This is a genomic window from Parasphingomonas caseinilytica (assembly GCF_036663755.1).
GTDB lineage: Bacteria > Pseudomonadota > Alphaproteobacteria > Sphingomonadales > Sphingomonadaceae > Sphingomonas.
This window is the reverse complement of sequence record NZ_JAXOJL010000005.1, coordinates 294,138-315,302: the sequence shown is the minus strand read 5'-3', so window position 1 is coordinate 315,302 and position 21,165 is coordinate 294,138. Positions and strand designations below refer to the sequence as shown.

General features: G+C 64.9%; 18 protein-coding genes and 2 pseudogenes. 12 read left to right on the top strand and 8 right to left on the bottom strand.

The features are described 5' to 3' along the window. The first annotated feature begins 75 nt into the window (after positions 1-75). Genes U1738_RS13150 through U1738_RS13130 form a run of 5 tightly spaced genes read left to right on the top strand, consistent with a single transcriptional unit; the run spans position 76 to position 5,680 of the window. Positions 76-981: a glycosyltransferase family 2 protein gene (locus U1738_RS13150; protein ID WP_332789493.1), complete on the top strand. Its 906-nt coding sequence runs from the start codon at positions 76-78 to the stop codon at positions 979-981. Then, complete coding sequence (locus U1738_RS13145; RefSeq protein WP_332789492.1) at positions 953-1,756, top strand: ChbG/HpnK family deacetylase; 804 nt, start codon at positions 953-955, stop codon at positions 1,754-1,756. The genes U1738_RS13150 and U1738_RS13145 overlap by 29 nt, the downstream gene beginning before the upstream one ends. Before the next feature lie 31 nt (positions 1,757-1,787). Further along, entirely contained in the window at positions 1,788-2,348 is a 561-nt protein-coding gene (locus tag U1738_RS13140; protein WP_332789491.1) for an RNA polymerase sigma factor, read from the top strand. Then, positions 2,338-3,318 carry a FecR family protein gene (locus tag U1738_RS13135; RefSeq protein WP_332789490.1) on the top strand — a complete coding sequence of 327 codons (981 nt, stop codon included), beginning with the start codon at positions 2,338-2,340 and terminating at the stop codon, positions 3,316-3,318. The genes U1738_RS13140 and U1738_RS13135 overlap by 11 nt, the downstream gene beginning before the upstream one ends. After that, positions 3,275-5,680, top strand: a complete 2,406-nt coding sequence (locus tag U1738_RS13130) for a TonB-dependent receptor (protein WP_332789489.1) — start codon at positions 3,275-3,277, stop codon at positions 5,678-5,680. The genes U1738_RS13135 and U1738_RS13130 overlap by 44 nt, the downstream gene beginning before the upstream one ends. On the opposite strand, the gene U1738_RS13125 is transcribed toward U1738_RS13130, so the two are convergent. Continuing rightward, positions 5,677-7,131, bottom strand: coding sequence for a glycosyltransferase family 39 protein (locus U1738_RS13125; RefSeq protein ID WP_332789488.1), 1,455 nt, complete (start codon positions 7,129-7,131; stop codon positions 5,677-5,679). The genes U1738_RS13130 and U1738_RS13125 overlap by 4 nt on opposite strands. Before the next feature lie 36 nt (positions 7,132-7,167). Next, entirely contained in the window at positions 7,168-8,187 is a 1,020-nt protein-coding gene (locus U1738_RS13120; protein WP_332789487.1) for an endonuclease/exonuclease/phosphatase family protein, read from the bottom strand. Between the two features lie 216 nt (positions 8,188-8,403). Here U1738_RS13120 and U1738_RS13115 point away from each other — a divergent pair, with 216 nt between their 5' ends. Beyond that, positions 8,404-9,132 (top strand): hypothetical protein, encoded by a 729-nt coding sequence (locus tag U1738_RS13115; protein WP_332789486.1) that lies wholly within the window; start codon positions 8,404-8,406, stop codon positions 9,130-9,132. A gap of 91 nt (positions 9,133-9,223) precedes the next feature. Then, entirely contained in the window at positions 9,224-10,618 is a 1,395-nt protein-coding gene (locus U1738_RS13110; RefSeq protein WP_443027017.1) for an amino acid permease, read from the top strand. 167 nt (positions 10,619-10,785) lie between these two features. Here U1738_RS13110 and U1738_RS13105 read toward each other — a convergent pair whose 3' ends face one another. Next, positions 10,786-11,196, bottom strand: coding sequence for a DUF2147 domain-containing protein (locus tag U1738_RS13105; protein ID WP_332789484.1), 411 nt, complete (start codon positions 11,194-11,196; stop codon positions 10,786-10,788). Continuing rightward, the gene (gene acnA, locus U1738_RS13100; protein ID WP_332789483.1) at positions 11,193-13,877 is read right to left on the bottom strand and encodes an aconitate hydratase AcnA; all 2,685 of its coding nucleotides are present in this window, start codon (positions 13,875-13,877) and stop codon (positions 11,193-11,195) included. Before acnA ends, U1738_RS13105 begins: the two co-directional genes overlap by 4 nt. A gap of 218 nt (positions 13,878-14,095) precedes the next feature. On the opposite strand from acnA, the gene U1738_RS13095 reads away from it, so the two are divergent. The 3 genes and pseudogenes from U1738_RS13095 to U1738_RS20315 form a co-directional block, all read left to right on the top strand. Continuing rightward, positions 14,096-14,323, top strand: coding sequence for a hypothetical protein (locus U1738_RS13095; RefSeq protein ID WP_332789482.1), 228 nt, complete (start codon positions 14,096-14,098; stop codon positions 14,321-14,323). Positions 14,324-14,375: 52 nt separating this feature from the next. Further along, positions 14,376-15,470 (top strand): annotated as a pseudogene (locus U1738_RS13090) (NF038122 family metalloprotease); the annotation flags it as partial. Positions 15,471-15,554: 84 nt separating this feature from the next. Then, a pseudogene (locus U1738_RS20315) lies at positions 15,555-15,659 on the top strand (PEPxxWA-CTERM sorting domain-containing protein); the annotation flags it as partial. Between the two features lie 93 nt (positions 15,660-15,752). On the opposite strand, the gene U1738_RS13085 reads toward U1738_RS20315, so the two are convergent. Both U1738_RS13085 and U1738_RS13080 read right to left on the bottom strand, forming a co-directional pair. Next, on the bottom strand, positions 15,753-16,058 hold the full coding sequence (locus tag U1738_RS13085; RefSeq protein WP_332789480.1) for a hypothetical protein: 306 nt from the start codon (positions 16,056-16,058) through the stop codon (positions 15,753-15,755). Between the two features lie 316 nt (positions 16,059-16,374). Continuing rightward, the gene (locus U1738_RS13080; RefSeq protein ID WP_332789479.1) at positions 16,375-17,385 is read right to left on the bottom strand and encodes a 2-hydroxyacid dehydrogenase; all 1,011 of its coding nucleotides are present in this window, start codon (positions 17,383-17,385) and stop codon (positions 16,375-16,377) included. 96 nt (positions 17,386-17,481) lie between these two features. Between U1738_RS13080 and U1738_RS13075 the strand changes: the two genes are divergently transcribed. Both U1738_RS13075 and U1738_RS13070 read left to right on the top strand, forming a co-directional pair. Then, entirely contained in the window at positions 17,482-17,973 is a 492-nt protein-coding gene (locus U1738_RS13075) for an SH3 domain-containing protein (protein ID WP_332789478.1), read from the top strand. A gap of 5 nt (positions 17,974-17,978) precedes the next feature. Next, entirely contained in the window at positions 17,979-18,437 is a 459-nt protein-coding gene (locus U1738_RS13070) for a GNAT family N-acetyltransferase (protein WP_332789477.1), read from the top strand. Between the two features lie 174 nt (positions 18,438-18,611). On the opposite strand, the gene U1738_RS13065 is transcribed toward U1738_RS13070, so the two are convergent. Further along, a complete protein-coding gene (locus U1738_RS13065) occupies positions 18,612-19,643 on the bottom strand; it encodes a hypothetical protein (RefSeq protein ID WP_332789476.1) in 1,032 nt (343 codons plus the stop codon). Positions 19,644-19,801: 158 nt separating this feature from the next. Then, a complete protein-coding gene (locus tag U1738_RS13060; RefSeq protein WP_332789475.1) occupies positions 19,802-21,001 on the bottom strand; it encodes an acetyl-CoA C-acyltransferase in 1,200 nt (399 codons plus the stop codon). Positions 21,002-21,165 lie beyond the last annotated feature (164 nt).

The window sequence follows — 21,165 nt, the reverse complement described above, 5'->3', positions numbered from 1 at the left end:
GGGCCGCCCGGTCAAAATCGGCCACACCCCGGACGTGAATCTTCCGCCATCGCCACCGATGATGGAACGCTCTGAATGTTGCTCGATCTCGACGCCCGCCAGGATAGCCGGTTCGCCCAGATGGTGGCGCGCGACCGGGTCGTGCGTCCGGCCTGGAGCGTGCTGGTGCCGTTCTTCAACGAACAGGCATTCCTCGCGCGCACGATCGAAAGCCTGGGCGCGCAGAGCCGGGCGGCGCGCATCATCCTGATCGACAACGGATCGACCGACGACAGCGCCGGAATCGCGCGCGCGACGTGCGACCGGCTCGGTCTCGACTATCTGCTGATCACCGAGGCGCGGCCGGGCAAGGTACAGGCTTTGAAAGCCGGCCTGCGTTGGGTGCGCACCCAATATGTCGCGACCTGCGATGCCGACACGTTCTATCCCGCCGGATATCTGGCTGCCGCCGAAGCTTTGCTGGAGCAGGACGGCTGCGTCGTGGCCGGCGCCTATTTCGTGTCCGAGCATGCCAATACGGAAACGCGCCTGAAGGCGGGGGCCAAGATGTGCGCGACGGCGCGGATGTTGCCGCGGCAATGCCATACCGGCGGGGCGGGACAGGCGTTCCGCGCCGATGTGCTGCGCCGGGCCGGCGGGTTCGATGCCGATCTCTGGGGCTATGTGCTGGAGGATCACGAGGTGATCCACCGCATGATGAAGCAGGGCACGATGCGCTACAGCGAAGACCTGTGGTGCGCTCCGTCGCCGCGTGAACGCGATCGTGCTTCGATCCGCTGGACGCTGGTCGAGCGGCTTATGTACAGCGCGCTCGCGCCATGGGCGGGAGACTGGTTCTTCTACGATTTCCTGGCGTCGCGGCTGCGGTCGCGTCGATTGATCAGCCAGAGCATCCGGGAACGCCAGTTCCAAGGTGCCGCTTATGCCGGCCAGGATACCGGAAGGATGATGGGTGCCGCGACTAATCCTGTGTGCGGATGATTTCGCCTTCTCGCCGGCGGTAAGCGGCGTCATTGCAGAGCTGGCCGCCGACGGGTGCCTCAACGCGACGAGTTGCATGGCCGTGCTGCCGAACTGGCGGGCGGACAGTGCGATGCTGGCCGGACTGCCGGACACGGTGGCGATCGGGCTGCATATCGTCCTGACCGGCGAGGTGCCCCTTACGAAGATGCGGCATCTGGCACCCGGCGGCGCGCTTCCCGCGATCAATCCGCTGGGACGCATGGCGGCGCGGCGGGAATTGCCGCTGAACGAGATCGCGCTGGAAATCCGCGCGCAGTTCGATGCGTTCGAGGAGGCGATGGGTCGTGCGCCGGACTTCGTCGATGGGCATCAGCATAGCCATGCGCTGCCCGGCATTCGCGAGATCGTGCTGGAGGAAACGGCGTTGCGCGCGCCGACCGCGTGGCTGCGGACGTGCGAGGATAGGGTGGGCGCGATGCTGGCCCGGCCGTTTCGCGGCAAGGCATTGGCCAGCGCATTCCATTCGCGCGGGTTTCGTGCGGCAGCAATGGCGCAGGGGCTGGCGTGCAACGACAGCTTCGCCGGGCATTATGGTTTTGCCGGGGATTATGCGAAGATCTTCCCGAGCTTTCTGCGGCTGCCCGCCTATACGCATCTGGTGATGTGCCATCCCGGATCGGGATCGCGCGACGGCGACACGATCGCCGCGGCACGGTTGCAAGAAGCGGCCGCTTTGCGCACATTGCCGATCGCCGACCTCGCCGCAGCCAAGGGGCTGACGTTTCCGGCCTGAAGACAAACGGCATGGGAATGACCGAAAACGCATGACTGAAGATGGGGGCCTGTCAGCAATCTTCTTCGAAATACGGCCGATGCTGCTCCGGATGCTTGTCGCCCGGCTGGGCAATCGCGAGGATGCCGAGGATACGTTGCAGGACATGTGGCTGCGGATCGACCAGCTGGCGGCCGGGCCGATCGGCCAGCCGGCGGGATTCCTGTATCGCGTCGCCGCCAATCTGGCGACCGATCGGCGCATCGCGGGGGCAAGGCGCGGCGCACGCGACAATGCCTGGCTGGACGTGCAACCGGTGGCCGAGGAGATTCCCGATGCCGAACGTGCGCTGATCGCGCGCGAACGGCTGCGAGCGGTCGAGCGGGCGATGGCCGACATGCCGGATCGGATGCGCACGGCACTGCGCATGTTCCGGTTCGAGGATCAGCCGCAGCGTTTGATTGCGGAGACGCTGGGGATCAGCGTGAGCGGTGTCGAGAAACTGTTGCAGCGGGCCTATCGACAAATTCATGACGCCTGCGAGATATTTACTGTGGATGATTGTGATCGGCGACGTCTAGATGGTGAAGGGGACCCGAACCGTGGGCAGTGACGCCGGGATCATAGACGAGACGATCATGGATCGCGCGATCGACTGGCATCTGCGCCAGAGCGATATGGCCGACGATGCGTGGGCGGAATTCGTCGAGTGGCTGGAGGCCGATCCGGTGCATGCCGAGGCGTATGATCGCGTTGCCATGCTCGATCGGGTGTTGCCCGCTGCGCCGCTGAGCGTGCCGGAGCGGCTAAACGCGGCCAATGACGATGATCAGATGCGTGGGAATCCCGTACGCCGCCGCTGGTTGTGGGGGGCAGGCGGCAGCGCCGTGGCCGCGGCGATCGCCGTGCTGCTCGTGCCGATGGCCTTGCCGCGCGCCGCCGATCCCTATGAAATCAACACCGCGCCGGGCCAACGCCAGACGATCGCGCTCGCCGATGGCACGCGGATCGAGCTGAGCGGTGGTTCGCGCCTGAAGCTCGATCACAACAACACGCGCGTCGCCGCGCTCGATGCAGGCGAAGCGACGTTCACGGTTCATCATGACGAGGGGACGCCGTTCACGCTTCGCTCGGGCGGTCTCTCGGTGCAGGATCTGGGCACTGTGTTCAACGTCGCGCGGTCCGGGCAGCGGCTCGACGTACAGGTCGCCGAAGGTTCGGTGATGTTCCAGCCCGGCGCCGAGGGAATCGTTCTGAAACCCGGCAAGTCGCTCGTCGCGCTTGAAGACACGCACACCGTGACGGTGGGCGATGTCGCGCCCGATACTGTCGGTGGCTGGCGTAGTGGTCGGTTGAGTTTTTCGGGTGAGCCACTGGTTCGTGTTTTCGATGCTATGCGTCGTCTTTATGGGACACAGGTAACGCTGACCGGAGACTTGTCGCAGCAGCCGTTTACCGGCATGGTCGAGATGACTGGCACTGCGGCGCGTGACATTCCGCATATGGCTGCGCTGATCGGTGTGGAATGGCGTCGTAACGGTGAGACCTGGATCCTATCGCGCCGGAGCGCTGCGACGCGCTAGCCGCCTGACCTGCATTATCGCGCTCGTTTCCGCCTTGCCGCTGTCCGCGCAAGGTCCGGGGCGGCGCGTTGCCATTCCCGATACCAGTCTCGAAAACGCGCTGATGCTGCTCGGGCGTCAGACGGGCGCGGATATCATCAGCACCGAACCCGGCCTGTCGCGCATTCGCGTGCGCCGGATCGAGGGCGATCTCACGCCGCGCGCCGCGCTCGACCGGTTGTTGCAGGGGAGCGGCTATCACGCCGTCGCGGTGGATGCGCGCAGCTTCCGCGTGGTGCGTGATGTTGCGGTCGCGAAGGTGCGCCGTCCAGCGCCGGTTCCGGTCGCGACGACGCCGTCTGCCGGCGCGGCACCCGAGATCGTCGTTACCGCCAGCAAGCAGCGCGTGCCGTTCCTGCGCTATCCCGGCAGCCTATCGACGATCGACGGATCGCTCCTGGGTCCCTCCGCACCGTCCAAGGACCTGAGCGAGGTCGCGCGCACCGCGCCAGTGCTGCAGAACACCGAATTGGGGCCGGGGCGGAACAAGATCTTCATTCGCGGGGTCGCCGACAGCAGCTTCGCCGGGGCGGCGCAATCGACCGCGAGCATCTATTTCGGCGATGTGCAGCTCGGCTATTCGGGGGCCGATCCCAGCATCCGGCTGTACGACATGCAGAGCGTCGAGGTGATGGAGGGGCCGCAGGGTACGCTGTATGGCACCGGATCGATCGGCGGAGTCATCCGCCTGACGCCCAAGGCGGTGGATTTGGCGCGCTTCGGCGGATCAGCCGAAGGGGGCGTGACGCTGACCGACACCGGCGCACCGGGGTTCGACGTGGCGGGCACCCTCAACCTGCCGTTGAAGTCGGAGGCGATCGGGCTGCGCGCGACGGCTTATCGCACGCGCGACGGCGGTTATATCGACGATCCGGGACGGGGGCTGAAGAACATCAACCAGTCCGATACGCTGGGTGGCCGGCTGGCGCTGAAGGTCGATCCGGGGGACGGGTGGCAGGTCGATCTCAGCGCGCTCGGGCAGAAGATCGAGGTGGATGACGGGCAATATGCCGATCGCCTGACCGGCCCGCTGTCGCGCCGGTCGTACATCGCGCAGCCGTTCCACAACGACATCGCGCTCGGCCGCGTGGTGGTGACGAAAGATTGGGCGAACGGGCTGCAATTGCTGTCTGCGACCGGCGTGGCGAATTCGCATTCCAACGATCTGTTCGATGCGACGCTCCGGCCTCCGTCGGGATCGGGCATGCCCGCGCCGCCGGTGATCGTCTATCAGACGGAGGGGGCCAAGCTGCTGCTGACGCACGAGATGCGGCTGTCGCATTCCGCCGCGAACGGCACGTCGTGGGTGGCGGGCTTCACGCTGCTGCGCAATCGCGATTCGCAGAACCGCTCCGCCGGGCCGCTGAACAGGCCGACCGACATCATCGGCGTCACCAACGTAACGCAGAGTGCGTCGGTGTTCGCCGAGGGGACGATGGCTGTGTTCCCAAATTTCTTTGCGACGCTCGGGGTGCGGGGCACATTGGCGCGGACCGATGGCGAGCCTTCGTTCCGGCCACGGGGGGGCGAATATGTGCGGGGGCGATCGACGCGGCGGGTCGATCCCACGGCGGCATTTTCGTGGAAGCTGAATCCGGGACTGGCTGTGTTCGGACGGGTGCAGACCGGGTATCGCACCGGCGGCCTCGCGGTGGCGAGCGGTGTCGGGCGGGTCGCCGACTTCCGGCTCGACAAGATCCTGGTCGGCGAAGTCGGTATCCGGCGGTTGCGGCATGGGGAGACCGGCCTGTCGTTGCAGGCGGCGCTGTCTTATGCTCGGTGGGAGAATATCCAGGCCGATCTCGTCAACCGGCGCGGCCTGCCCTACACCGACAATATCGGCGACGCGCGGATCCAGGCGTTCGAAGGTACGGCGGATTGGATGCCGATCCGCGGCCTGCGGGGGACACTGGCGTTCCTCTACACGCACAACCGGGTGACCGGCCCATTGGCGGATTCGTCCGTGTCGGCCAATCGACGCCTACCCGAGACGCCGTCGTTCGCGGCGGCGAGCACCTTGGGGTACGAGTGGGCGATCGGGCATGACAGCAAGCTCAGCATCGGCGGATCGGCGGCCTATGTCGGGCGATCGGTGCTGGGGACGGGCGATCTGCTCGATATCAGCCAGGGGCGCTATGTGACGATCGGGCTGAACGGCGGTTGGACGCGGCGGGGCGTGACGACATCGCTGACGATCGACAATCTGACCAACAGCCAGGGCAACCGGTTCGCTTCGGGCAACCCGCTGACGTTTGCGGCACGCGACCAGACCACGCCGCTGCGTCCGATGAATGCCAGGATCGGGGTGGCGTTCGCGTTTTAGTCGCCAGCCCGGCGGAACAGGTCGAACACCTTGTTGCCGAGCGGCAGGCGGGCATAACGATGATAGCCGTCGCTGGCGATGCGGCGCGTCGCGATCGCGCGTTTGGCGAGGTCCTCGCCACCTTCGGGAGATTGTAGGACGACGATCTGGGGGTGCCGATCGAAGATGCGCTCGATTTCGGCGGCCTGATCCGTGCCGACAGCGCCCTGTTCGCGCGCCAGCATCAGGTGGGTCGGGAAGATGTAGCGGGTGAGCGCCGGTCGTCCAGTCATCGGGTAGAGCATCACCGATCCCTGATAGATGTAGAGCGTGCCCGGCCCCGGCCCGATCGCGCGGACGAGCGTGGCGAATTCCGCGCGGCTGCCGCGGGTGCGGCGTTCGGTGTGCATCACGAACTGGCCGGCGAGGAAGATCAGGACAAGCAAGGCCCAGCCCAATGTGCGACCATGACGTCGTGCGCCAAGGAAACCGGCGGCGCAGGTGGCGGCCGGAAGCATCACCGGCAGGGTATAATGGTTGAACCACGATCCGAAGATCAGAAAGCCGAAGATCGCCGCGGCCAGCCAGAGGCGGAGGAACATGATCGTGCGCTTCGTATTGCTGTCGGTGAAGGTCGATCGCGGACCAATGATCGCCAGCAGCAGCAACGGTGCGAGGATCGCGGCGCCCACCAACAGATTGCCCAGGCTTTCGACGATGGGATCCGAACGGCGCGCGATGATCGACAGGAAGTTGGCGTAGAGGAAGGCGTCGCCATGTCCGGCGATCCAATAGGATCCGGCGACGATCGCGGTGGGCAGCAATGCCGCGCCGCTCAGCGTGATTGCATAAACCAGAAGCGCCGCGATCGACCGCCGCCGACGCCATTCGTCCCACAACAGCCAGAGGCCGAAGGCGAGCCCTTCGAAGACCACCGAATATTTGATCTGAAGCGCGCATCCGACGAGCGCCATCGCGGCAATGCTCGATCGCCGGCGTCGCGTCGTGTCCGCCTCCGTTGTGGCGACGATCAGCCAGGCCGCTCCGGCCATGAAGAGGTTGTAGAAGACCGGGGCCTGCCCGCCTTGCCCATCGGCGAGATCGAGCCACAGGATGTAAAGCGTCGCCGCAATCGTCGCGCCGCGCTGCCATCCGGCACGATCGGCGATGCGTGCGATAATGGCGGCGGTCGCGACCACGGCCGCGAAGGCCAGCGCCTGATAGACGTAGATCCCTAGCGGAGGATCGAATAGTCCGGCGGGCAAATAGAGCAGGAACAGGCCGAACGGCTTGCGATCCCAGATGTCGACATACGGCAATGCGCCGTGCGCCATGGCGTGCCCGACGGTGTAGTAGAATTCCTCATCGACGTTCACGATCGGGTTGCCGAACGTGATCGCGCGCGCCAGCAGCGCGACGAGCGACAGGAGGATCAGCCGGTTGCTCGACAGGCGTGAAAGAACGGACTTCAAAGCGGAGCTAGGCCCGCGATCGACTCCGCGAATCGATCAGCGCGCGTTCTCGCGGAAATAGGCGATGTAGCCGACATGGTCGGACAGCATATCACCGGCGGGCTCTTTGCCGAAGGGCACGGAGATTCCGGTCAGTTCGAGCCGCGCGGCGTGGCCGGGGGCGAAGAATTGCCAATCCTTGGCGCGCTTGTGCGAAGCCAGTGCGTCGCTCGATAGCGTCAAACCGTTCTCTTCCGCTTGACCCAGCGCATCCCGAACGCCGCCGGCGACGCTCCAGCGTGACGCGATATTGCCGAGCAGCGTTTCGCGCCGCGCCGCCGTCTTGCCGACGTTGAAGTCGCCCGCCACGATCAGCGGATTGCGCGGATCGCGCGCCTGTTCGACGAAGCGCGTCATCAAATCGACCTGGCGATCATAAGCCTGATCCGAGCGCGCCTTGCCGACACCCGAGGCAGTGCGGCTGTTGAGATGGGTAGTGACGATATCGACCGGCGTGGCGAGGCCCGGTACCGCGACGCGCACGAGCATGGCGCCCTTATTGGCGAGACAATCGTAACCGGCGCAATCGGATGCCGGGAAGACCATGCGGCGTACGCTGATCACCGGATAATCCGACATCAATTGCAGCCCGCTGCCGAGCATCTTGCCCATCGTCTCGCCGCTCCACCAGTGCGCGCCGGCGGCAAGCTTCGGATCTGCGGGCGATGCGGCGAGGCGGGCGGTGAGATCCGCCGACGGGCCGTTGACGACGTAGCGATAGCCGGCGGCGCGGCCGATCGCCTTAGCATCGGTGGTGAAGGCTTCCTGCAGTACCACGACGTGCGGCGCCTGACCGCGCGTCCGCAGATCGCGCAGGCGAGCGGCGATCGCCGTCAGATCGGCGGGGCGGCCACTGGCGATCGGCCAGGGCAGCCCTTCGACGTTATAAGTGAGGAGCGAGAGATTGCCCTCGATCGCGGGCAGCGTGACCGTGCGGGGTGCGCGGGGTGGCAGGGTCGCGCCGACGGCGCTGGTCAGCACCGCTGCCGCGCAAATCGACTTCCAAACCGTTTTCATCGCTTTGTCCTGCCCGCCAACGAAAGGTGCATGTTGGAAGTATGACGACGCGGAGAACGTGGTTCCGCATTGGTTCCCGAAAATAATTATTTTATTTTTAACCGTGTGCGGATGCCCTTCGCCGCCGTCGTCTTCGCAGTATCGGGGCAGTATTTCGGGGCTGGGGGAACATCCATGCGGGTTCGGGGATCGACGGCATTATGTGTCGCATTAGCCATGGGAATCGGAACGATCGCAGCGGGGGCAGCGATCGCACACGAACCCGATCAGCGCCTGCCGCCGATCACGCTTGCGATCGTTCACGGCAAGGCGGCACCGCTCGTCACGCCGGCCGCGACCACCCGCCTGTTATCTGAGCGGGATCGCTACACGCTAAGTGACACGCGGACGCGGGGGACGCAGATCGCGGCCGGCCCGATGACATTGGGCATCAGTGGATCCCGGCTGCGGAACACGCCGCAAAAGGGCCAGTTCGCGCTGCGTGCGCCCGATCGCGTTTCGGTGATGGCGGCGGGCGTGGACGCCGGACTGGACGTGCTGGAGGGTATGACGCTCCATGCCTTCTCCAACGTGATGCGCGTGAAGCGCCGGATCGACCTGCTGCCCGGAACTAGCCGTTCGCTCAACAGCAGCATGATGGCGCTGGGCGTCGGGATCGAACGCAGCGCGCTCGGGTCGCTGGTGTTCGATTATACCAGCAACGCCGCGCGCGGCCGGCGCGATGCGCTGTCGCGGATGACGGAGCAGGTCGGCGGGGCGGTGCCGTTCGGCAAAGGCATGCGGGTATCGCTGACCAATGCCACCGCGAACGACCAGCGCGGGCGACTGACCTGGACGCTGTCCGCCGCGTCGGTCAATCGGCCGATGTACGACAATGATTTCTCCGCCGCGTCGCGCACGATGGCCGATCGTCGCGCCGAAATGGCGTTCCGCATCGCGCTTTAAGGTGTCGTGATCGTTGCCTGCGCTTGCCGTAGCGCGGTTCTGCTCTAGGCTGCGTCTAGCCAAAGGGGAGAGCGATAACGTGGCGCAGGGCTTGTTTCGGTTGAAGACGATCGTTCGGGGGGAAGATCAGCCCGAGCATCACCGGCTCGCTCGGACCTTGTCCTGGCCGCATCTCGTCGCGTTGGGCGTCGGCGCGATCGTGGGCACCGGCATCCTGACGCTGATCGGCGTGGGTGCGGGGCTGGCGGGGCCGGCGGTGATCCTGTCCTTCGCGATCGCCGGCGGCATCTGCGCCTGCGCGGCACTGGCTTATGCCGAAATGGCGACGATGATGCCGGCGAGCGGCAGCGCCTATACCTACAGCTATGCGGTATTGGGCGAACTGATCGCGTGGGTGATCGGGTGGAGCCTGATCCTGGAATATTCGCTGGTCGTGTCCACGGTGGCGGTGGGCTGGTCGGGCTATGCCGCGCCTTTGCTGCACGCCACGTTCGGATTTCCCGAGAAACTGATGCAGGGACCGGAACTGGGCGGGATCGTCAATCTGCCGGCGATCTTCATTATCGCGGTCGTGGCCGGGCTGCTCATGATCGGGACGAAGGAGAGCGCGACGCTGAACGCCGTGCTGGTGGTGATTAAGCTGATCGCGCTGGCGGTGTTCGTCGCGGTGGCGTTGCCGCATTTCAATGGCGCGAATCTGGAGCCGTTCATGCCGTTCGGTTTCCCCAAGGCGCCCGCCGCCGATGGCGTGGAGCGAGGCGTGATGGCGGCGGCGGCAATCATCTTCTTCGCCTTCTACGGCTTCGACGCGATCTCGACTGCGGCGGAGGAGACGAAGAATCCGGGGCGCGACCTGGCGATCGGGATCGTCGGATCGATGGTGGCGTGCGTCGCGATTTATATGCTGGTCGCGGTGGCGGCGGTGGGGGCGTTGTCGTTCACGCATTTTGCCGACAGCGCCGAACCGCTGGCGCTGATCCTGCGCGAGATCGGGCAGGGCAAGGCGGCGACGTTCCTGGCCGGATCGGCGGTGATCGCGCTGCCGACGGTGCTGCTGGCGTTCCTGTACGGGCAGAGCCGCATCTTCTTCGTGATGGCGCGTGACGGGTTGCTGCCGGAAAGTCTGGCGAAGGTGTCGGCGCGGGGCACGCCGGTGCGGATCACTTTGGTGACGGCGACGATCGTCGCGGTAATCGCGGGCGCGCTGCCGCTGAAGGAGATCGCCGCGCTGGCCAATGCGGGTACGCTGGCGGCGTTCGTCGCGGTGTGCGTGTGCATGCTGGTGCTGCGCCAGCGTTCGCCGGGTGCGCACCGCAGTTTCCGGGCACCGCTGGCCTGGGTGATCGGGCCGGTCGGCGTGCTGGGGTGTTGCTATCTGTTCTTCAGCCTGCCGGCGCGGACGCAGATCTGGTTCGCGTGCTGGAACCTGGCCGGGCTGGTGGTGTATTTCGTCTATTCGCGGGGGCGCGCGGTGGCGGGGGCTTAGGTAAGCTGCCTTCGTTTTCGAATTTCGAACACTTCACTCTTCCCCGGCGGAGGCCGGGGGCTAGTTGCGAAGTAGAAGTTACGACACGCAGCGCCCGATTACTTCTGCGTCCCGACTGGGCCCCGGCCTCCGCCGGGGAAGCGTGAAGCGGGTGCGGTGCGCCTGTCTCAGCCCGCTTTCGTCCAGTCCTGCGTGCGGCAGAAGGGGCCGAAGCAGCCCTTCACCTTGAGTGCGTCGCCCTCGCGGCGGAGTTCGGAGCGGTAGGTGCGGCCGCTTTCGGGATCGTAGATCTGCCCTTTCCAGCGATCGTCGGCGGGCGTGAAGGCGGAAAGGATCGCGATGCCGAGGATCGGGCGAGCGCGCTGGGCCTTGTCCGGGTTGTTGACGTCGGTCTTCGGCTTGGACGGATCGATCTTCACGAGCCGGACGATGCGGCCGCACAGATGCGGGCCGCAGGGCGCGATCTCGACCACCGCCTTGCCGCCCTGCGTCAGCCAGCGGCCCGCGATATGCGCGGGTGCGGCGACCGCCGGGGCGGCGGCGAGCGCTGCCCCGGCGAATGCGACGAATGCCTTCACGCGGCCAGCTTGCGCAGCACGTATTGGAGGATGCCGCCGTTGAGGAAATATTCCAGCTCGTTGACGGTATCGATGCGGCACTTGGTCTCGAACGTCTCGGTCGAGCCGTCGGCGCGGGTGAGCGTGACGGTTACGTCCTGACGCGGGCGGATGTCCGCCACGTTGGTGATCGTAAAGCTTTCCGAACCGTCCAGCCCGAGCGTCTGGCGCGTGACGCCGTCCGCGAACTGGAGCGGCAGTACGCCCATGCCGACGAGGTTCGAACGATGGATGCGCTCGAAGCTTTCGGTGATGACGGCGCGGACGCCGAGGAGGTTGGTGCCCTTCGCCGCCCAGTCGCGTGACGAGCCGGTGCCGTATTCCTTGCCGGCGACGACCACCAGCGGCACGCCATCCGCCTTGAAGCGCATCGCGGCGTCGTAGATCGCCATCGTCTCGCCCTTGTACGAGGACATGCCGCCTTCGACGCCGGGGACCATTTCGTTCTTGATGCGGATGTTGGCGAAGGTGCCGCGCATCATCACGTCGTGGTTGCCGCGGCGGGCGCCGTAGCTGTTGAAGTCGGCGCGGCTAACCTGATGTTCTTGCAGGAAACTTCCGGCCGGGGAGTCGGCCTTGATCGAGCCGGCCGGGCTGATGTGATCGGTGGTGATGGAATCGCCGAGGATCGCGAGCGGGCGGGCGTCGATGATGTCCTGAACGGGCGCGGGCGTCATCGTCATGCCATCGAAATAGGGCGGGTTCGCGACATAGGTCGAACCGGCGCGCCAGGTGTAGGTGTCCGAACCCTCGACCTGGATTTCCTGCCATTTGGCGTCGCCCGCATAGACGTTGCCGTAGCGGCTGCGGAACATCGAATCGTCGATGTTCGCGCCCATCACTTCGGCGATCTCGGCGTTCGAGGGCCAGATGTCCTTCAAATACACGTCCTGTCCGTCGCTGCCCTGACCCAATGGCGTTTCGACCATATCGGTGGTGACGCTGCCCTTGATCGCATAGGCGACGACGAGCGGCGGCGAGGCGAGGAAGTTGGCGCGCACGTCCGGCGAGACGCGGCCTTCGAAGTTGCGGTTGCCCGACAGGACCGAGGCGGCAACGATGTCGTTGCCGTTGATCGCGGCGCTGATCGGTTCGGCGAGCGGGCCGGAATTGCCGATGCAGGTGGTGCAGCCATAACCGACGAGGTTGAAGCCCATCGCGTTCAGATCGGAGGTGAGGCCGGCCTTGTCGAGATAATCGGTGACGACCTGCGAGCCGGGGGCCAGCGACGTCTTGACCCAGGGCTTGCTCTTCAGGCCGAGCGCGTTGGCCTTGCGGGCGACGAGACCGGCGGCGACCAGCACCGAGGGGTTCGAGGTGTTGGTGCAGCTGGTGATCGCGGCGATCACGACGTCGCCGTCGCCGATGCCGTGCGTCTGGCCTTCCACGTCGGCGCGGACCGGACGATCCTTCTTGTAGACCTTGAACAGATCGCCGTTGAACACTTCGTCGACCTTGGAGAGGGCTACCTTGTCCTGCGGACGCTTCGGGCCGGCGAGCGACGGGACGACGCTGCCCATGTCGAGTTCGAGCGTGTCGGTGAACACCGGATCGACGCTGTTCTCGTCATGCCACAGGCCCTGCGCCTTGCAGTATGCCTCAACCAGAGCGACGTTCTCGTCCGAGCGCGCGGTGAGGCGCAGATACTCGATCGTCTTGGCGTCGATCGGGAAGAAGCCGCAGGTCGCGCCATATTCGGGCGCCATATTGGCGATCGTCGCGCGATCGGCGAGCGTCATCGTATCGAGGCCGGGGCCGTAGAACTCGACGAAGCGGCCGACCACGCCCTTGGCGCGCAGCATCTGCGTGACGGTGAGCACGAGATCGGTGGCGGTGATGCCCTCGGCCATCGCGCCGGTGAGCTTGAAGCCGACGACTTCAGGGATCAGCATCGACACCGGCTGGCCGAGCATCGCGGCCTCCGCCTCGATCCCGCCGACGCCCCAGCCGAGTACGCCCATACCGTTGACCATCGTAGTGTGGCTGTCGGTGCCGACGAGCGTGTCGGGATAGGCGACCATGTTGCCGTTGCCGTGTTCGCCCCAGCTGGCCGAGGACCACACGCCCTGGCCGATATATTCGAGGTTCACCTGATGGCAGATGCCGGTGCCGGGGGGTACGACCTGGAAATTGTCCAGCGCCTTGCTGCCCCATTTCAGGAACTCGTAGCGCTCGAAATTGCGCGAATATTCGAGATCGACATTGTCGGTGAACGCCTGCGGCGTACCGAATTCATCGACCATGACCGAGTGATCGATGACGAGATGGACTGGAACGAGCGGGTTGATCTTGGCCGCGTCGCCGCCGAGCTTGGTGATCGCATCGCGCATCGCCGCGAGATCCACCACGCAGGGCACGCCGGTGAAATCCTGCATCAGCACGCGCGCCGGGCGATACTGAATCTCGCGATTGGAGCGTTGCTCCTGCTGCCAGTCGACGATCGCCTGCACGTCTTCGGTGGTGACGGTCTTGCCGTCTTCGAAGCGCAGCAGGTTTTCGAGCAGCACCTTCATCGAGAAGGGCAGGCGGCTGATGTCGCCGAACTTTTCCGCCGCGGCGGCCAGGGAATAATAATCGTACTGCTTGCCGTTCACGTCGAGCGTGGCGCGGGTTCCGAGTGTGTCCTGGCCGATGGCGGTCATGAGCGGCGGGTCCTTCCCTGATGGTGTCCCGGACGGGGCGCGGCGGGGAAGCGAGGAACCTCGCATGCGCGCGCCTCCGGCCGGAGCGAATGGCTAGAGTCGGGTGCGCCTTAGCAAGGGGGGTGCAGGAGGGGAAGAGTGCGGCGATCGACCGGCGACGTGTGGGTGGATGTGGGCCGAACCATCCGAGAACAAGTTGCCGAACGAACGCCAAAGACATGATCGACGCGAATTTAGGAAATAACGAGTCCGGCCATGTTCGCATCAGGTTTTGGACGATCGCCGAACGCATCGTCCGTGAAAGGGTGCCGTTCGTCGGCAATGGGTGGCACCGTTGCGGTCGAAAAGAGCTGATCCGCACCGAATGTCTCTTATTGAGACAAACTGTGTGTCCGGCGCGCAACAGCGGCTGTAAGGACCTCCTACTTGCCGGTTTTGCGCCTTGACACTGCAATCGTCGCACCGCAACAATGTGAACAATTCGTTAACATTCTCGGAATGCAATGCGAATGGGGTGGAGCATTTTGCTCCAATAAAACCAGGGGTTGGTTCATGAAAATTTCCAAGCGGTTACTCGCGTCCGTTGCGGCGCTCGGCGTGCTTTCGGCGGGCACGGCACAGGCAACTACGTTCGTTCTTACCGACACGGGTGGTGCCGCTGTCGGCACGCAGGCACGTGCAGGCTTCGAGATCGCAGCCGCCTATTGGGCGTCGGTGCTGAAGGACAACGTGACGATCAACCTGAACATCGGTTTCTCGGCGCTCGGCACCGGCATTCTGGGTTCGACCGGCAGCACGCGTTCGCTGCTGTCGATGAACCAGGCTTACAGCCTGCTCAACGCCGACAAGACCAGCGCGCTCGACACCCAGGCCGTCGCCAACCTGCGTCCGCTGGGCACCAGCACCTCGATCACGGGTGCGGGCGCGGTTTCCGCGATTGCCAACAACTTCAACAACGGTGTGAACGCCACGAACGGTTACACCGATCTGTCGACCCGCATCGACAATGACGGCAGCGTCAACAACTCGACCGTTGCCGTCACCAAGGCGTCGGCCAAGGCGATGGGCGCAACCGTCGATGTGAACGGCACGGCCATCACCAATACGGGGGCGGACGGCAGCATCACGTTCAGCAACCTGTTCGCATTCGATTTCGATCCGACCGACGGTATCGAGGCGAACTCGTTCGACTTCATCGGCGTCGCGATCCACGAAATCGGCCACGCTCTGGGCTTCGTCAGCGGTGTCGATTCGGTCGATGCGCGTACTGCCCCGGGTCAGACGGCGGCAGGCAGCCTGACGTCGCTCGAAGGCTTCGTCGTGATGAGCCAGCTCGATCTGTTCCGTTACAGCTCGGCCGGCAATCTCGACTGGTCGACCCAGAACGTGCCGTATTTCTCGATCGACGGCGGCGTTTCGCAGTTGTTCGGTGACTCGCGTTTCTCGACCGGCACGCTGAACGGCGATGGTCGCCAGGCATCGCACTGGAAGGACAGCGCAGCGGGCGTTCCGCAGCTCGGCATCCTCGACCCGACGTCGGGCCGTGGCCAGTTGCAGGAAGTCACCGCGCTCGATCTGGCCGCGTATGACGCGATCGGCTGGAACATCAGCTTCGATGTGCTCGCCAATTCGGGGTATCGCTACACGACGGCACAGGCATTCCGCCAGTTCGCCGTCGCAGTTCCTGAGCCGACCACCTGGGGCATGATGATCCTGGGCTTCGGCATGGTCGGTGCATCGGCGCGCTATCGCCGCCGCACCGCGAAGGTCGCCTTCGCCTAAATATCCGCTACTTCGGTAGGGGGCTCGAGCCGCCGGTCGCAAGACCGGCGGCTTTTGCTTTACTGGGCGCGGCTTGATCGCCTGCAGAGGAGTCTAGGACAGTTGACGATGGCCGTTTGCCGCCAATGGGGTTTGGGTGCGATCCCGGTACGAATCGTCGATGAAGACGCGGTCGGTTGCCCATGCCTGGCGCGAGCGGCAATTAATTCCGGGGCCGCCCGGGCGCGGATCGGCAGCCTGGCTGTCCGCATAAAATCTGATGCAATACACGTCGCGAGCGGGATCGTACGAGACGCGGTACAGCGACGTCTGCGTGACTCGCTTCGGGGATGCCACGGCTGGGAAAGCGACCGTGAACGTGGCGGCGGCCGCAGCGATAGTTATGACGATCATCTTCATTCGGGCTCTCCAGGTTCCGGGAGCCGAGAGGCTCCGGGTTCCTTGCCCCATGCCAGAAGTGTGCCATTTGCATAATACACCAGTTTTGCGAGGCCGGCAGGATGGAGAGATCCGATTACCGGTTCACAACGTCCAAAATCGCGCCAAATTTTGGTACTCTATGCCAGTGCTTCCGTTGCCCCAATTGCGGACATCGATATGGAAATCCGACGTCGCGGCATGTGGATTTGGCGCGGCCGACCTTCACAAAAAGATGCGCTAGCCTATGTCACGCCAACACCGCGCGAGGCGTGGCGGTGAAATTCTGGCGTCCGCCTTATGCCCAGCCTTCCAGCACCTGATCCTGCGGGCGGTGGCCGTCGGCCCACATGCGGATGTTCTGGATCACGCGATCGCCGGTGGCCATTCGGCCTTCGAACGTGGCGGAGCCCATATGGGGGAGCATGACGACGTTGGGGAGCGCGAGCAAGCGGGGGTCGATCTGCGGTTCGTGTTTCCAGACGTCGAGGCCGGCACCGGCGAGCTTGCCCGATTCCAGCGCGGCGGTGAGCGCGTCTTCGTCGACGATGCCGCCGCGCGCCGCGTTGATGAGGTAGACGTGCGGGCGGAGCAGGGCGATGCGGCGGGCGTCGATCAGGCCCTTGCTGTCGGCATTCAGCGGCGTGTGGATCGTCAGGATATCGATGCTGCCGAGCATCGCATCGAGATCCTCGTGCCAGGTCGCGGCGAGTTGCGCCTCCAGCACGGCGGGCAGGCGATGGCGGTTGTGATAGTGGACCGAGAGGCCAAAGGCGCGGGCGCGCAGGGCCACGGCCTGGCCGATGCGGCCCATGCCGATAATGCCCAGCGCCTTGCCGCCGATGCGGTGGCCGAGCATGCCGCCGGGGCTCCAGCCGGTCCATTGGCCCGAGCGGACGAGCTTCTCGCCCTCGGCCAGGCGGCGGGGGACGGAGAGGATCAGCGCCATCGTCATGTCGGCGGTGTCCTCGGTCAGCACGCCGGGCGTGTTGGTGACGATGATGCCGCGTGCGCGGGCCGCCTTCAGGTCGATATGGTTCACGCCGGCGCCGTAATTGGCGATGAGTTTCAGGCGCGGGCCGGCGGCATCGATCACCGCTGCGTCGATCTCGTCGGTGACGGTTGGGACGAGCACGTCGCAATCCTGCACGCCGGCGCGCAACTGTTCGGGCGAGAGCGGAGCATCGGTGCGGTTGTTGGTCGTCTCGAACAATTGCTCCATCCGGTCCATCACCGCATCGGTGAGTTCGCGTGTGACGAAGACCTTGGGGTTGGTGACCTTGGCGTTCGGGCGTCTCGTTTCGGGCATGTCCACGGCTTGGCGGAGGCGGTCGGCGGCGTCAATGTGGTTGATGATGGCGGGCCGTAGGGTCTAGAAGAAGCGCCTGTTTTCGAAGGGGTGTGTATGCGTAGGGCTGCGAGAATTCTGCTCGCGTGCGGGGGCGCGGCGGTGTTGAGTTCGGGCGCGCTGGCGGCGCTGGTACAGAAGAAGGTGCCGTATTACGGCTCGATCTCGGCCGGCAAGGCGCGGATGCGGACCGGGCCGGCGCGGAGCTATCCGGCGAGCTGGCTGTACCAGCGCGCCGACCTGCCGGTGAAGGTGCTGGCGGTGTACGAGCGGGGTGCGTGGATGAAGGTGGAGGATCCGGGCGGGATCCAGGGCTGGATCATGGGCACGCTGATCAGCGAGACGCGCACCGCGTTGATCGTCGGGCAGGTGGCGGAATTACAGGAATCGCCCCGGCCGGGCGCGAAGGTGACGTGGCGGGTGGCACCGGGCGTCGTCGGGCGGCTGAGCAAATGCACGCGCGGCTGGTGCCATTTCGACGTGCGCGGGCGCGGTGGGTTCGTGGAGATGTCGCATCTGTGGGGCGTCGATCCCGAGGAGCAGTTCTGAACGCGATGCGGATCGAGCGCGACGATGTGTCGCATCCGGCGGTGATCGCGCTGCTGGATTTTCATCTGGCGCAGGCGTTCGAGAATTCGCCGCCGGGCGCGGTGTATGCGCTGGACCATGACGGGCTGCGCGCGCCGGATGTGGCGTTGTGGTCGGCGTGGGAAGGGGAGACCCTGCTGGCGCTGGGCGCGCTGAAGGAACTGGATGCCGCGCATGGCGAGCTGAAATCGATGCGCACCGCGCCGGACCAGCTGCGCCGGGGGGCGGGCGGGATGATGCTGGGCTATCTGATCGCCGAGGGGCGAGCGCGGGGCTATACGCGGTTGAGCCTCGAAACCGGCAGCAGCGAGGCGTTCGCGGCGGCGCGGGCGATGTATGCGCGGGCGGGGTTCGTGGAGTGTGGGCCGTTCGGGGGGTATTCGGATGCGGAGTTCAGCCGATATTATACGTTGGGGTTGGGGTAGAAACGGACTGGCGGCGACCAAGCGTTGTTGGAGGGACCGCGGCGGTTTGGTTCAGTTGAAACCAAATAGCGCTCGTTTTGGACGCGGTCAGCTTTCCCAAAACGATCGTGAAGTGGGAATGCAGACCGTATCTCCAAAACTACCGTGAACGGGAATGACAGTCCTTACTGCCCATCAATCCTTCTCAGTTACGTTGCAATAAGGCTTTGCATTTGCCGCCGCCGCCGCGCGTCCGCCAATTTGACGTGCTACCGGGCACAGCCCTTTAGGCTCGAGCAAGAGCAACCCGAAATGTGAGCCTGCCCCAAACCTCTGGTCGAACAATTCTATCAGGGCCTCCGAATACGGCTCTGCCTTCGGCCCGGCGATGCTGAGTGCGTAAGCCAATTCGAAAAGCCGGTCGCCGTCCCGGATCGCGAAGCCTTGGCCCGGACCGATGTCCGAACCCGTCACCTGCCGCCCTCGTGCTTCGGCAATGAACCGGCGCATCGCGGCGGCAACGCGCGGCAACGCTTGATCCGGCACGGTCGCGACTGCCAGAAAAGCCGCGCTTGTACCTAACTTGGTATCAGGCGTGATCGCCGACAGCGCCCGCTTCGCCCAAGGCCTGGCGTAAGCGCCTTGATAGGCTAGCAGCATCCGCAAATATGGGCGATTATCGTATCCTAACGGGTTATGCGTAAGCGGATATGCGTCGAATGCCGTTTCGCCCAGCCGCTTTGCGATGTAGCTGCTGGGCGGCAGCCGTTCGATCAGCTCCAGATCATTGCTTTCTTGTGCCGGCCGAAGCCAGTCCGCTCGCTCTAAAATCGGCGCGATCTGGCGATAGAGGTCCGGTGCGGGGGGGCAGCGCTTTTGCTCGCTGAAAGTGGTTTGGTCGATGATTGACCAATGCCACCCAAAATAGCTAACTACGTAATATAAGCCAGCGCTGCTGGGTTTGCCGGCAAATGTCTTTGCTAGGTTGGACATCGCTGTGTCCTGCGCCAATTCGCGCGTATTCGGCGGTTTACAGGGGCGACTTTCGCGTATCCAGCGCGGTTTTATCGCACCTTCCTGATTCAGGCTCCGGTCTAGCGCTTTACTCTTTTCACCCTGCTTCCACTCGAAATGCCCCCAAACAAGTAATGCTGCACCACACAGCATTGCCACTAGAAAAAAGCAGCCTACCCGCGCGCTGCGCTTGACGGTTTCATACCTGCCCACGACATGCCAATAATAGGCGAGTTATCTTGCCGAAATATAAAGACGCGATGGTTAGCGGTCTGCACGATGTTTAGCATTTGGCTTTACGACTAGTGATCGCGCATCGATCGTATGAATGATCGACATTGGGACGAATGCACACGGTCCCGAAGCCCCATTTATTCCACCAGTTCGACCGCCACAGCCGTTGCTTCTCCGCCGCCGATGCAGAGCGCGGCGACGCCCTTTCTCAGGCCGCGGTTCTGTAGTGCGGCGATCAGGGTAGCGAGGATGCGGGCACCGCTGGCGCCGATCGGGTGGCCGAGCGCAGTGGCGCCGCCGTTTACGTTGACCTTGTCGTGCGGAATGTTGAGGTCTCGCATGGCGATCATCGAGACAACGGCGAAGGCTTCGTTGATCTCGAACAGATCGACCTCCTCCACATTCCAGCCGGTCTTGGCGAGGAGCTTCTGGATCGCGCTGACGGGGGCGGTGGTGAACTTTGCGGGTTCGTGCGCGTGGGCGGCGTGGGCGACGATGCGAGCGACGGCCTTCAGGCCCTGCGCGTCGGCGACGCTCTGGCGCGTCATCACCAGAGCGGCGGCACCGTCCGAGATGGAGGAGGCGTTGGCGGCGGTGATCGTGCCGTCCTTGGCGAAGGCGGCCTTCAGCGTCGGGATCTTGTCCGGATTGCCCTTGGGCGGCTGTTCGTCGGCGGTGACGGTTTCGGTGCCCTTGCGGCCGGTGATCTCGACCGGAGTGATCTCGCGATCGAACGCGCCGGTGCCCTGAGCGGCCTGGGCGCGGGTGAGCGAGGCGATGGCGTAGTCATCCTGCGCGGTGCGCGTGAACTGGTATTCTCCGGCGGTTTCCTCGGCGAAACTGCCCATCGCGCGGCCGGGTTCGTAGGCGTCTTCGAGGCCGTCGAGGAACATCGAATCCATCACGCGATCGTGCCCCATGCGCGCGCCGCCGCGATGCTTGGCGAGAATGTATGGCGCGTTGGTCATGCTCTCCATGCCGCCGACGACGAGCAGATCGACCGACCCGGCGGCGAGCGCGTCCGCGCCCATGATCGCGGCCTGCATGCCCGAACCGCACATCTTGTTGACGGTGGTCGCCTCGACCGACATCGGCAGACCGGCCTTGAGCGCGGCCTGACGGGCGGGAGCCTGGCCGAGCCCTGCGGGCAGGACGCAGCCCATATAGATGCGCTCGACATCCGCGCCCGCGACGCCGGCGCGCTCGACCGCTGCCTTCACGGCGGTGGCGCCGAGATCGACGGCCGTGGCTCCGGCGAGGCTGCCCTGGAAGCTGCCCATCGGGGTGCGGGCGTAGGACAGGATGACGACGGGATCGGTGGTGGAGCTGGCGGTCATGTTCGGGGCCTCTCGCGTTTATGTGTTGTGGGCGATCTAATGGGGGCGAGGGCGGTTTACAAATGTCGCTGATATGCCGCCGCAATGTTCGGGTTTGCCGTCCTTTCTTCTCCCCTCCCTGGAAGGGAGGGGGCGGGGGTGGGTCGGTATGGGGCAGACGCAGC